Origin of the sequence: Pseudoalteromonas sp. 20-92, assembly GCF_030847595.1 — a bacterium.
Classification (GTDB): domain Bacteria; phylum Pseudomonadota; class Gammaproteobacteria; order Enterobacterales; family Alteromonadaceae; genus Pseudoalteromonas; species Pseudoalteromonas fuliginea.
The window spans coordinates 57,349-70,680 of record NZ_JANJGQ010000014.1 but is presented as its reverse complement, the minus strand read 5'-3'; the positions used below and the strand labels follow the sequence as shown (position 1 = coordinate 70,680).

Genomic DNA, 13,332 nt, shown 5'->3' with positions numbered 1-13,332 from the left:
AGGGAATTTTATGAAAACAAAAATATTACTACTCACTTTATCTATCGCTTCTTGTTCTACTTTTGCTAACGATGTTAGTTTTTCGATTGGGGGTGGCTATCCTTACTTAGTTATTCCAGAAGTGTCTTTATCGGCTAATGAGAATCAACAACGCTGGTATGCAAACTATAAAATAGGCCTTGATGATGGATTTTCAGCAGGTTTTGAACAAGCAGTAAGCGATAATAAAAAGCATGCATTTGGCGCGCTTGTGGGCGCTATTGGCGCAAGAGATACAGACCAAGAATGTGAAAGTTCAACAAATGATATAGCAACTGACTTTGCTAATACGCTAGGCTGCGCAATTGGCAGTATTTTTGATGAGGAAACAACTAACGGCATAGGGCTTACTTACAGCTATAACTTTAATGGATTAAACAATGCCGGTTTTAGACTGGAATTAGATGTAGGCTACGGTAAAACAAGTGACAGCAATGAAAAAAGAGCCGATGGCGGTATTAGTTTAAGTTATGAATTTTAACTGCTTTGAGAATAATAATTAAGGCATAAAGGCGCTAAATGGCGCCTTTATGCCTATTAGTTTAGCGATTAATTTTAAAGTCTAGTCGTACTTGAGATGTCGCAGAAACGGGTTGTCCTTTTTCAAATTTTGGTGCATAGCGCCATTGCTCAACAGCTTTTATCGCCGATTTTTCAAAAGAGACACCACCATCAGAGTTTAGTATACTAACGTTTTTTACAAACCCTGCTGTGTCTACTTCAAATTCCATAGCAACACTGCCACTTCTACCTTGCTTTGCCTTATTTAAAGGATAATCGGGATTAACACGGTAAAGCGGCGTTTGCTCTTGCGATTCTTTCCATGGCACCATTTTAGCAATTGCTAGGCAGTGTTTAGTTGCTTCATCACTTTTGCCTTGTTTTTCGTACAGGCCAATAAGCTTAGAGTGCGCGCTTAGCTCTGCGCTGTGATCAAAGTTTAAGTTGTTATCGAATACACCCACTACACGGTTTAGTCTTTCAATTGCTTGATTGTATTTTTTACGACCTTCTGCGAATGAGGCCATTAAAAAATCGGCTTTTATGCGCTCTAGTGAGTTTTCTGGTAAGTTTTCTTGGTAGTACTCGTCGGCTTCTTCTAGGTAGTTTTTCGCTTCGCGATATTTTTTAGAGCTAAACTTTTTAGCAAGCAGTGATGCCGCTTCTAGTTTCATGTCGGCTACAAATTTAGGTTTATTTTGTGTTTTAGCTATATCTATTATTTGTTCTAAAAAGTTAGCTGCTTTGTAAGCCGATGTTGTGTAGTTAGCTTGGCCGAGCAGTGCATCAACTGTTTCTATTGATTGTTTGCCGTGGTTTGCAGCTAAAATAGTATGTGCTTCATTATAGAGTGCAAAACGCTGTTCGTTTAGCTCATCGCCGTAGCCTTTAATTGCTTTAGCGTAATTAATAGCTAAGTTGGCAGTATTGTCGTCGCTTTTACCGTAAACGGCTTTACCTGATGTGTAAGCAAGTTTGGCAGTTTGTTGTACGTTTTCGTCTGCTTTAACTGCTGCTAAATAGCTTTGGTATGCTTGGCTAAATACCGTTTGAGGATCGCTTGCTTGGCTGGCAAGTGCTGTAGTACTTAAAGTTGTTGCGCTTAAAGCAGATAAACTTAAGCCTATAAATAAAGCGAGTTGCTGACGTTTCATAATAATCCCTATCGTTGTTTAAAATACAAAATACCAAACGCGCCCGTAAGTGTCACTGATTAAGGTAAATCAACGTAAATAACATTGGCTGTTATTTGTATTAATTTATTGCTAATAGTCATTGAAAATAACCTATGTCGTCGCCATATATTTGCCATAAAAAGTCTTGTACTACGGTGTATTTATCGGTGTATTTATCCTGTTTTGTGATATTATCACTTTATTGTCGTGTCGTAGTTATTTAAATATTTGGATTTGTCGTGGCGCAAGTAAGAGCAAGAGTCCAGCTTAATGTTGGCAGAAATAGTGATATCCCTGCAGAAATAATCTCATTTACTGATTTAAAAGATGGTAAAGAACATATTGCTATGGTGTTTAACAACGCTGATACAGAGCAAGATGTACCGCTTATTCGTATGCATTCTGAGTGTTTAACGGGTGATGTGTTTTACTCATCGCGTTGTGATTGTGGCGAGCAGCTAAATGAATGTATTGAAATGATGCACGAGCAAGGCGGTATTTTATTGTATTTACGCCAAGAAGGCCGTGGCATTGGTTTATACAACAAAATTGACGCTTATGTACTGCAATCGCAAGGGATGAACACCTACGAAGCTAATAATCACTTAGGCTTTGCTGATGATTTACGTGACTTTTCGGATGCGGTATTAATGCTTAATGCGCTTAATTTAAGCCACGTTAAATTAATGACCAATAATCCTAAGAAGCTTAATGCATTAAAGGATGCCGGTATTAGTGTTGACTCGGTTGTGGGCACGCATGCACACATTAAAGCGGGTGTTGCGGGTAATAAATCGTACCTAGAAACAAAAATTAAGCATGGCGCGCATATGTTAGATATTAAGAAAATTAAAAAACCTTAACCATTTAATTACGTTTCGTCTATTAATCCCCCCTCACGCCAAGTTATACTTGGCGTGTTTCGTTTTAAATTAAGAGCAAGTATGTCTACACAATTACGAATTTTTAAAGCCGATGCAGGGCTAAAGTGGTTAAAAGCCGGATGGCTTATTTTTAAAACCCAGCCAGCAACCTTTATTTTTATGCATTTATTTATTGGCATTGTAGGGCTGCTGTCTTTATTTTTACCTTTACTGCAAGTAGTTGCAGCACTAGCTACGCCATTTTTAACCGCAGGGTTTTACCAAGCGGTGCTTAGTAAGCAGCAGGGCGGAAAAATTATGCTAGCCGATATTCTCAAGCCATTTACGGCTAAGGGAAATCGTTTAGGGTTATTACGTTTAGCACTTTATCAAATGGGTGCGGGTATTTTAATGGCGTTACTTGCTAATAGCTTATTTGCCGATGCAGTGGCTGTTATGAGCCAACCAGGACTTGATCCAAACGTAGCACTTGAACAAATGCTTGAGAGTATTTCGGGCGCGAATGTAATTTTATTTTTTATGGCAATGCTAATTTATTTAACGGCGTTTGCTTACGCTGTACCGCTTGTTTATTTTAGTAAAGAAACACGCATTTTAACGGCGCTTAAAAAGTCGTTAATGGTGTTTTATCATAATATTTTGCCACTTGGCGTTTTTGGTCTTATTTGCGCATTATTTATGGCGCTTTCGATGTTCTTATCGTTCTTACCACTGTTGATTTTAATGCCGATTTGCTACATTAGCTTTTTTGTATCTTATCAAGCCATTTTTATGCCTGTTGTACCACCGAGTGACGACATTAATGTTAAGCCACTTAGTAGTGAAACAAGCGGGCGTTTTGACGCTTAATGGATGATAAATTAAAGCAAAAACTAAAAAACTATGTACTTTGGTTACTAGGGCGCCAAGAATATTCGCGTCGTGAGTTAACGCTCAAATTACAGCAAAAAGAAGCGACAGAAGAGTTTATTGAAACGCTGCTTGATTGGTGCGAAAAGCACAATTTTATTAACGAGCAGCGATACTGTGAAGGCTTTGTAAGAAAACACATATTTAAATGCCACGGGCTTAAGCGAATACAAAGCGAAGCTATGGGCAAAGGGATTGATCGTTCGCTACTTGAAATGGTAGTTGAAGAGCTTGAAATAGATTGGTTTGAGCTTGCGCAGGATGCGTACAATAAAAAATATTCGAATACACCGCCAAACCTCGATTACAAAGATAAAGCTAAGCGCGTGCGCTACTTAATGTATCGGGGTTTTAGCTACGATGAAATTAATTTTGCAATGCAAGCACAGTAAATACAGGTGAGACTTTCAAATGCAGCACATGACTACCGCACAAATTAGGCAACAGTTTTTAGACTTTTTTGCCAGCAAGCAACATCAAATAGTACCTTCTAGCTCGCTTATACCGGGTAACGATGCCACGTTGTTATTTAACAATGCCGGCATGGTGCAATTTAAAGATGTATTTTTAGGCGCAGAAAGCCGCCCTTATACACGTGCGACAAGCTCGCAGCGCTGTGTACGTGCTGGCGGTAAGCATAACGATTTAGAAAACGTAGGCTACACTGCTCGCCACCATACATTTTTTGAAATGTTAGGTAACTTCAGCTTTGGTGATTACTTTAAGCAAGACGCGATTAAGTTTGCATGGGAGTTTTTAACTGAGGTAGTAAGCCTACCTAAAGAAAAACTTTTAGTAACTATTTATCACGATGATGAAGAAGCGTTTGGTTACTGGGCTAACGAAATTGGCTTACCAGAGGATCGTATTATTCGTATTGCGACCTCAGACAACTTTTGGTCTATGGGCGATACTGGTCCGTGTGGTCCGTGTTCTGAAATATTTTATGACCATGGCGAGCATATTTGGGGCGGACCTCCGGGCTCTCCAGAGGAAGACGGCGACCGTTTCATCGAAATTTGGAACCTTGTATTTATGCAATACAACCGTCAAAGCGACGGTACAATGTTGCCTCTACCTAAGCAATCTGTTGATACGGGAATGGGCCTTGAGCGTATTTCTGCTATTTTGCAGGGCGTGCATTCAAACTACGAAATCGATTTATTCCAAGGCTTAATTGCTGCTGCTGCAAGTGTTACTAATGCACAAGACATGGACGACAAGTCACTACGCGTAGTGGCCGATCACATTCGTTCGTGTGCGTTTTTAATCTCAGACGGTGTTATGCCATCTAACGAAGGCCGTGGTTATGTACTGCGCCGTATTATTCGTCGTGCTGTGCGCCACGGTAACAAATTAGGTGCACAAGGTTCGTTTTTCTATAAATTAGTTGCTGCGCTAATTGAGCAAATGGGTCAAGCGTACCCTGAGCTTGCTAAGCAACAAGAAATTATTGAAAAAGTATTACGCATTGAAGAAGAACAGTTTGGTAAAACACTTGAGCGTGGCTTAGCTATTTTAGAAGAAAGCTTAAGCGACCTTAAAGGCGATATAATACCGGGCGACTTAGTATTTAAACTTTACGATACGTACGGTTTTCCAGCTGATTTAACGGCCGATGTTGCGCGTGAGCGCCAGATGACAATTGATCATCAAGGCTTTGAAGAATGCATGGCTGTACAACGTAAAACAGCGCAACAAGCGGGTAAGTTTGGCGCTGATTACAATGACCAATTAAAATCAGATAAACACACTGACTTTAAAGGTTACGACAGCACACATTACAGCGCGACCGTTATTGAAATTTTTGCCGGTGGCGAAGCTGTTCAGTTATTAGAAGATGGTCAACAAGGTATTGTAGTACTAGACCGCACACCGTTTTACGCTGAATCAGGCGGTCAAACGGGTGACACGGGTACTATTACAGTTGCTGGTGGCGAATTTAATGTTACTAATACCACTAAGCTTGGTAATGCTTTTGCTCACCACGGTACTGTGCAAGGCCGCATTGGTGTTAACGATAAAGTGGATGCAACTATTGATGATACGCGCCGCGACAGCATTAAGAAAAACCACACAGCTACGCATATTTTACACGAAGCACTACGCCAATTATTAGGCGACCATGTAGGCCAAAAAGGCTCACTTGTTCAGCCAGATCGTTTACGTTTTGACTTTTCGCATTTTGAAGCAGTTACTAAAGATGAGCTACGTGAAATTGAGCGTGTAGTTAATGACGAAATTCGTCGTAACTTTGCACTTAATACTGAGCTTATGGCTATTGATGATGCTAAAGCGAAAGGCGCTATGGCATTATTTGGCGAAAAGTACGATGACGAAGTACGTGTAGTTACTATTGGCGACTACTCTATTGAGCTTTGTGGTGGTACTCACGTTGAGCGCGCTGGCGATATTGGTTTATTCAAAATTGTATCTGAAAGCGGTATTGCCGCAGGTGTTCGCCGAATTGAAGCGGTAACTGGTGCAGAGGCTGTAGCGTACGTTAGCGAGCAAGAGCAACAACTTAGCGATGTTGCAGCTTTAGTTAAAGGCGATAGCGCATCGGTACTTGAAAAAGTAACCGCGTTGCTTGAAAAGTCTAAAGGTCTTGAAAAGCAAATTGCACAACTTAGCGATAAGCTCGCAAGTGCAGCGGGCGCGTCTTTACTTGATTCGATTGTTGAAATTAATGGTGTTAAGCTACTTGTAGCAAACGTTGAAGGTACTGAATCTAAAGCACTTCGCGGTATGGTTGATGACCTTAAAAACAAGATTGGCTCAGGTGTTATTGCCCTCGGTGTTGCCAGTGGTGACAAAGTAAGCCTAATTGCCGGTGTAACTAAAGACTTAACAGGCAAAGTAAAAGCCGGTGAGTTAGTTAATCACATGGCAGGCCAAGTAGGTGGTAAAGGCGGCGGTCGTCCAGATATGGCACAAGCCGGTGGTAGTGAGCCACAAAACCTTGCTGCTGCACTAGATAGCGTTACAGCTTGGTTAACAGAGCGCACTTAAGCCTAAGTGGCGCTTATTGTTCAAAAATTCGGTGGCACTTCGGTCGGCTCAATAGAGCGAATTGAAGCAGTCGCCGACCTTGTTGTTAAAACCAGACAACAAGGACATCAAGTGGTTGTGGTGCTCTCGGCTATGTCGGGAGAAACCAACCGCTTAATTAACCTCGCCAAACAAATCGATACTCGCCCGAGTAACCGTGAACTAGACGTACTTATTAGCACCGGAGAGCAGGTTTCTGTATCACTGCTTGCTATGGCTATTATTAAACGTGGCCACTCAGCAGTGAGCTTATTAGCCGATCAAGTCAATATTCAAACCGACAACATGTTTGGTAAAGCCCGTATTGAAGACGTTGCTGCTACACGTTTAAAGCATGAACTTGAGCATAACCGCATTGCTATTATTGCTGGCTTTCAGGGGCGTGACGTTGAGGGCAATATTACAACCCTTGGCCGTGGTGGCACCGATACATCGGCTGTGGAAATAGCTGCGGCTATAAAAGCTGACGAATGCCAGATCTATACAGACGTTGACGGCGTATATACTACAGATCCTCGTGTTGAACCTAACGCGCGCAGAATGAGCCAAGTTACCTTTGCCGAAATGCTAGAACTGGCAAGTTTAGGGGCGAAAGTTTTGCATATTCGCTCAGTAGAAGCCGCAGGCAAACATAATGTGCCACTTAGGGTGCTTTCGAGCTTTAATCCCGATGAAGGTACATTAATAAGTTTTGAGGAGAACGATATGCCAAGCAAGGTTGTATCGGGGATTGCGTTTAATCGTGACGAATGTTTAATTAAGGTACAAGGTGTGCCAACGGGTACGCAATATCTTTCAAAAATATTGAAACTTTTTGCCGAAAATGGCATCGAAATAGATATGATTAATCAAGTTAATCATAACTTTGAAAAAATAGACTATGCTTTTACTGTGCACACGAATGATTACCTGCAAGCAATTGAATTGCTCACTGAGCAGCAAGTTCAATTAAGTGTTCAAAGTATATGCGGATTAACCACAGTGGCAAAAGTGTCTGCTGTTGGTATGGGTATGAAATCGCATTCTGGTGTCGCGAGTCTATTTTTTGAAGCATTAGCGCAAGAAAACATTAATGTAGTTTTAGTTTCAACATCCGAGATTAAAATTTCAGTTTTAATAGATGAAAAGTACTTAGAGTTGGCTGTTCGTGCATTACACAAAGTATTTTTAACAGAAAATGAATAGATTGGGAGTTTTTACTTACTTTTCAGTCTAATTTTTATTAGTATGTTTAAGCGGAATCTTATAATTTTTATTGGAACATGGGAGCAATAGAATGCTAATACTAACTCGTAGAGTAGGTGAAACCCTAATGATTGGTGACGAAGTAACAGTTACCGTTCTAGGTGTTAAAGGAAATCAAGTTCGAATCGGTGTTAACGCACCAAAAGACGTTTCAGTGCATCGTGAAGAAATTTACATGCGTATACAAGCTGAAAAGTCTAACCCTGAGCCGGGCAATGCTTAATCAACATGTAATACCAAACTGCATAAATCCTTGATCAATTTAACGAATTAAATTGCACTATAACGTCGTTAAAAATTTTTTATTTAGAACAATTAGATACAAAAATTTTTGCCTAGTTCTAGCGTAATTTTCTCAACGTTAAATAGATCTCATATATAAGCAGATTGGTATAAAATAGCTGAGTAATTTACTTAGCTAAACAAAAAAGCCACTCATCGAGTGGCTTTTTTGTTTATATAATTAATAATTTCGGGGCTTAAAATTTGTTTTGAAATATATTGCATACCACGTTTATTTTTTAATAATAATCCGCGCTCTGTATCTATAACTTCGTTTATATCTTGCCATACTAATTGATAGTTTTTGTAATGATTAACCGATTTAATGCCTTCGTCATCAAAAGTAAGGGTGACTTCTGAGCCAGATGCTCTGCTGAGCATTTGTCTGGTTACCCACCAAGGACGGCGATAGTAAAAGGCAACGCATTCAAGAATTGCCAGCATGATTAAAAAAGAACCTAAGTAATGATCATTTAAACCATAAATACCAAACAAACCCAGTGCTGTTAATAGCATGAGTAGAAAATATTTAGGTTGCGCACGTTTACTATAAGGAAGCGACTCATCGAAGCATTCATAAAAGTAAGGTCTATCAAGTGTATAGGTAGTAGTTAATGCCATATTGTTTTACTTAAAACATATTTTTTCCTATTTTAGCAAGCTAAGCTGCAAATGCGCAGTGTTTATAATAAAGAACCTGAACTCTGGATAATAAATCTATCTCAAGCAGTTATTGTCAGCGCGAACTGCAATAAATTTATTTGCAGTAGGCCAGCTATTAACGCGTAAATTAGCCTTGTTTTCACTGAAAATCTCTTAATCAGAGCTCAGGTTAAATAATATTTTTTCCTTGTTCAGGATCTCTTGATTTATCTGCTTGTTCACGTATTTCGTCAGTATCACTGCTCACATCATCGAGTGTTTTAGTTTTATCGTCTGTTTCGTTAACTATGTTTTTTACTTTTGGTGATTGTTTTTGCTCTGAACCAAAAATAGTTTCGTTAGAAGGGGTAAGTAAAATACGCTCTCTTGCGTCGTCAGGCATGCTGATATTGTGCTTGGTAAATTCGTTTACAAGTTCTCGCATAAGTTGTGAGCCTACTTTTAATGGGCTGTGCTGCTCGCTATTAACCCAAAAGAACAAGGTAAAGTTAATAGTGGATGAGCCAAGGTTTTTTATTAATACTTGCGCTGGTGGGTCGCTTAGTACGGCACTTTGCTGATTGGCAATGTCGAGTGCGAGAGTTTGTGCATTGCGTATATCGTTATCATAGCCAATACCTATTTCTACTTTACCGCGCATTTTGGGATTGGCGGTGAGATTTTTAATGGTGTTTTTGTACACAGTCGCATTTGGTATTTGAATATGATTACCATCGTAATCCACTAGTGTTGTTGCCCGTGCGGTTACTTTTTTAACGATCCCTAAGCGATTATCTACCTCTATTACATCATCAATTTTAAAAGGTCTTTGTATGCTTAGTAATAAACTGGCGATGAAATTTTCTGCTATGTCTCTAAAAGCGAAACCTAATATTAAGCCTATTAATCCTGTTCCACTCATAATAGCGACTGCAAACTCAGTAAGCCCAGCTAAACGTAAAAATAAGTACACGCCTAATAAAATAATTAAGGTGCTAATACTGCGCCTTGCGACTAAGTGAACGAGTTTACTGTCGGTCATATAATCGATGGGTTTTATAAGTAGTCGCGAAAGCGGCCCTGCGATTAAATAGCTTAGTACTAAAAGGACTGTGCCAAGTAATAGAGTGGGTAATATTTGCGCTGTTGCGTGCAGTAATTGCAGACTTTGTTCGTGGAAAAAATGCCATGAAAGTATATCACCTTCAAAACTATGTGTTATGAGAGGGGCATTATTTTGTACTATGTTGTTTGCTTGGCTACTGGGCATGGCTGTCATCCGTGTTTAGTTTTTATAATTGTTAGCAGCAAGTTTAGTACCAAATGTTCAATATAACTTGGCAAACATTTTGCTGAGATAACGTAACACAAATTTTGGGATTTAGAATGAAAGAGACTAAACGAGGGCAGCAAGCAGCGCAACCTGTGCATATTCCTGTAGTAGGTTGGTGGGATATTGTTAAGCGTATTTTTAAGCAAATGAACGAGGACAATTTATCGCTTGTTGCTGCAGGAGTTGCGTTTTATGCACTGCTTGCTATTTTTCCGGCTATTGCCGCCGTTGTTTCTATTTATGCTTATTTTTCCTCTCCTACTGATATTAGTGAACATTTGAGTTTGTTTGTTACGTTATTACCTGACAGCTCACGAGAACTCATTTTGTCTCAAGTTTCAAGTCTTGCTCAAAGTTCAAACGCTAGTTTAAGTATCAGTGCATTGGGAACTTTAGTACTTACTATTTGGAGTAGCTCTAAAGGGAGTCAGGCGCTTATTACTGCGTGTAATATTAGTTATCGAGAATACGAAAAACGCTCATTTTTTAAAGCGTTACTAGTGCGCTTTTTATTTTCTATGGGTGCGATTATCGTTGCTATTTTTTCACTTATAATTATTGGTATCTTGCCAATTGTACTTAACTTAGTTGGACTTAAAGAAGGCATAGATTTACTGATCAAGCTTATTTCTTGGCCATTATTGGCTTTAATATTTAATTTTACATTAGTGCTCTTATATCGCTACGCCCCGCACCGAAAGCCAGCTAAATGGCGTTGGATCACAATAGGATCCTCCATTGCTACCGTGCTTTGGATTTTGGCATCTATTGGTTTTTCATTTTATGTGTCGCGTTTTTCGAGCTATAACGAAACCTATGGCTCGTTAGGTGGGGTAGTTATTATGTTAATGTGGCTTTATATAAGTGCCTATATTGTTATTTTAGGCGCTTCGACTAACGCCGCAACGGAACAACAAACGGCGATAGACAGCACAATAGGCCCCGCAAAAAAAAGAGGCAATCGAGGCGCATATGTAGCCGACCACCTCGATGTGAAAAACAAGTGATTTAATTTACTATAACTTAGGGCGATGAGTTAAAGATTGTTAATCTAAACTCAGGTTAATTAATTGCTCTTTAAACTCTTGTGCAGCAGGCCCTAGTCTGTCTGTGTCATTACACATTAAATATAACTTAAGGGCACGGGTTGTCCCTTGCTCTAGATTTAGTACTTTTAATTTTTCCTCTTCAATTAGGTGAGATACTTGTGTACGAGGAAGCCATGCATAACCTAAATTTTGGCTAACCATATCAATAGAGTTTCGTAAATGACTAACCGTCCAGCGCATATCTGCGCCTAGCCAACCTTCATCATGGCTAGTTTGCGTGCCAGAATCACGAACTACAATTTGCCTATACAATTTTAAATCACGAAATGACAAAGTCTCTGTGCGCTGATGCAGCGGATGATTTGGGTGTGCTACAGCGACAAATTCTATATCACAAAGCTGGTTACAACTAATACCGTAAATAGGAATTGAAGAAATAGCTAAATCAACAACGGCATTATTTAATAACTCGTTAGCGCCCGTTAACACGCTTTCTATTAAATCGATTTTTAAAAGCGGATAAAGTTCACTGGTTCTGGCCAGTGCTTGATACAAAATGGGGTGGGGGAATACTTCATCAACTGCAATTTTTAATGTGCTCTCCACACCTTCGCTGAGCGTATTGGCGACAGATTCTATTTTACTCGCTTCTTCAATTAAAAACTCTGCGCGGCGTAAAATAAGTTTCCCGCTGTCTGTTAAAAAGGCTTTGCGACCCTTTACTTCAAGTAATTTAATTTGCAAAGCGACTTCTAGTTTTTGCACTGCGTGATGAACCGTTGACTGGCTTTTATGAACAGCTGCACTTGCACCAGCAAATCCACCATGGTCAACAACAGCCTTAAACATTCTCCACTGCTCTAGTGTTGCTTTCGCCATATTTTATCCTACTACCACTTTTATCTGATTGCATAACTTGACCGCATAGACTCATTATTTATTGCGTAACAGTTAAACTTTTTGTTGGATTATTTAGATAGAATGATTTTTTATTTTTCGAAACGCCATAAAATCATTTCTATTTTTAAGTAGTCGTATCCATTTATTGTAAGTAAGTGATGAGGAGCCTGTATCAAAGCCGTCGAAAGCAAGCTGCATTCTAATTTTACTAATCATTATTAAACAACTTTGCATTAGTACTTCAGGATTAACAATCAATTACTCAGCAATTTAAGTAATTGATAAAGCGGATATTTAAAAAATAAGTAAAAATAACCACGGTAATACAAGGTTTGAAATATGAACAATAAAGCATAGCTTTCTATTTTTTAGAATGTTATGGCCAATTTAAAGACATAGTTGTTTTATTTAATGAATGATTTAATACCCTCATCAACTTCTTTTTTAAAGTGAATTAAAAAATGAAAATATCAAAAGTGCTTACAGCTTATGCAACTCAAGATGGCGATGGCGTAAGTATTAGTCGTATCCCAGGATTTGATGGTAAATATTTAGATCCATTTTTAATGATTGACGAACTTAAGTCAGACGACAAAAAAGATTATATGGGAGGTTTTCCAGAGCATCCCCATCGAGGAATTGAAACGTTTACTTATATTTTAAAAGGTGGCTTTGAACATCGTGACCAAATGGGTAACAAAAAAGCAATTAAAGCAGGTGATGTGCAATGGATGAGTACAGGGCGCGGCGTTATGCACAGTGAGATGCCACTCGCTGATACCGTTGATGGATTGCATGGCTTTCAAATTTGGATCAACATGCCAAGTTTGGATAAGATGCGCGATCCACGTTATCAAGATACTACGCAAAATTCAGCTCCGAGTTTTACAAATACGCACGGTGTGACGTTAAAAGCACTTGCGGGATCGTGGCAGTTCGAAAGTGAAACGCTTACAAGTAGTTTGCAGGGTTTAGCTGCTAATGCTCTACTTGCTGACATTACATTACCCGCCGGTAAAAGCGTTCATTTGGAGCCTCTTAGCCAACAAAAAGTAATGATCTATATTCATAGCGGCTCAATAATAACAAGCGACGATCAAACAATCCCAGCTGGTAAGTTACTTATTTTAGAGCCAGACAGTAATATTAATATTACCTCAGAGCAAGGCGCTGGTGTTTTGGTTTTAGCAGGCGATCCACTTAATCAACCGATTGCTCACATGGGGCCGTTTGTAATGACGACGCAGGCTGAAGTACAGCAAGCAGTGCGTGATTATCAAAACGGCGAGTTCGGCAAAATTTAACCCTATTTTTAGGAGAGT

Annotated in this window: 13 protein-coding genes; 9 read left to right on the top strand and 4 right to left on the bottom strand. The window is 39.4% G+C overall.

Annotated elements, in window-relative coordinates:
- Positions 1-10 precede the first annotated feature (10 nt).
- Positions 11-520 (top strand): hypothetical protein, encoded by a 510-nt coding sequence (locus NRL14_RS13015; protein ID WP_149606505.1) that lies wholly within the window; start codon positions 11-13, stop codon positions 518-520.
- 61 nt (positions 521-581) lie between these two features.
- On the opposite strand, the gene NRL14_RS13010 is transcribed toward NRL14_RS13015, so the two are convergent.
- The gene (locus NRL14_RS13010; protein ID WP_306724819.1) at positions 582-1,694 is read right to left on the bottom strand and encodes an energy transducer TonB; all 1,113 of its coding nucleotides are present in this window, start codon (positions 1,692-1,694) and stop codon (positions 582-584) included.
- 260 nt (positions 1,695-1,954) lie between these two features.
- Here NRL14_RS13010 and ribA point away from each other — a divergent pair, with 260 nt between their 5' ends.
- The 6 genes from ribA (at position 1,955) to csrA (ending at position 8,027) form a co-directional block, all read left to right on the top strand.
- Positions 1,955-2,578, top strand: a complete 624-nt coding sequence (ribA, locus tag NRL14_RS13005) for a GTP cyclohydrolase II (protein ID WP_007378959.1) — start codon at positions 1,955-1,957, stop codon at positions 2,576-2,578.
- Positions 2,579-2,659: 81 nt separating this feature from the next.
- Positions 2,660-3,448, top strand: coding sequence for a BPSS1780 family membrane protein (locus NRL14_RS13000; protein ID WP_306724818.1), 789 nt, complete (start codon positions 2,660-2,662; stop codon positions 3,446-3,448).
- The gene (locus NRL14_RS12995; protein WP_306724817.1) at positions 3,448-3,900 is read left to right on the top strand and encodes a regulatory protein RecX; all 453 of its coding nucleotides are present in this window, start codon (positions 3,448-3,450) and stop codon (positions 3,898-3,900) included. Before NRL14_RS13000 ends, NRL14_RS12995 begins: the two co-directional genes overlap by 1 nt.
- Positions 3,901-3,919: 19 nt before the next feature.
- On the top strand, positions 3,920-6,520 hold the full coding sequence (gene alaS, locus NRL14_RS12990; protein WP_024594513.1) for an alanine--tRNA ligase: 2,601 nt from the start codon (positions 3,920-3,922) through the stop codon (positions 6,518-6,520).
- A gap of 6 nt (positions 6,521-6,526) precedes the next feature.
- A complete protein-coding gene (locus NRL14_RS12985; protein WP_306724816.1) occupies positions 6,527-7,744 on the top strand; it encodes an aspartate kinase in 1,218 nt (405 codons plus the stop codon).
- Positions 7,745-7,835: 91 nt separating this feature from the next.
- Positions 7,836-8,027 carry a carbon storage regulator CsrA gene (gene csrA, locus NRL14_RS12980; RefSeq protein WP_011327236.1) on the top strand — a complete coding sequence of 64 codons (192 nt, stop codon included), beginning with the start codon at positions 7,836-7,838 and terminating at the stop codon, positions 8,025-8,027.
- Positions 8,028-8,239: 212 nt separating this feature from the next.
- Here csrA and NRL14_RS12975 read toward each other — a convergent pair whose 3' ends face one another.
- Positions 8,240-8,707 carry a YcxB family protein gene (locus NRL14_RS12975; protein WP_149606502.1) on the bottom strand — a complete coding sequence of 156 codons (468 nt, stop codon included), beginning with the start codon at positions 8,705-8,707 and terminating at the stop codon, positions 8,240-8,242.
- 211 nt (positions 8,708-8,918) lie between these two features.
- Positions 8,919-9,998, bottom strand: coding sequence for a mechanosensitive ion channel family protein (locus NRL14_RS12970; protein ID WP_149606501.1), 1,080 nt, complete (start codon positions 9,996-9,998; stop codon positions 8,919-8,921).
- A 116-nt stretch (positions 9,999-10,114) separates the two neighbouring features.
- On the opposite strand from NRL14_RS12970, the gene NRL14_RS12965 reads away from it, so the two are divergent.
- On the top strand, positions 10,115-11,068 hold the full coding sequence (locus NRL14_RS12965; RefSeq protein WP_008135009.1) for a YihY/virulence factor BrkB family protein: 954 nt from the start codon (positions 10,115-10,117) through the stop codon (positions 11,066-11,068).
- A gap of 39 nt (positions 11,069-11,107) precedes the next feature.
- Here NRL14_RS12965 and NRL14_RS12960 read toward each other — a convergent pair whose 3' ends face one another.
- A complete protein-coding gene (locus NRL14_RS12960; protein ID WP_008135010.1) occupies positions 11,108-11,989 on the bottom strand; it encodes a LysR family transcriptional regulator in 882 nt (293 codons plus the stop codon).
- 482 nt (positions 11,990-12,471) lie between these two features.
- Here NRL14_RS12960 and NRL14_RS12955 point away from each other — a divergent pair, with 482 nt between their 5' ends.
- Complete coding sequence (locus NRL14_RS12955) at positions 12,472-13,314, top strand: pirin family protein (protein ID WP_008135012.1); 843 nt, start codon at positions 12,472-12,474, stop codon at positions 13,312-13,314.
- Positions 13,315-13,332: the final 18 nt, after the last annotated feature.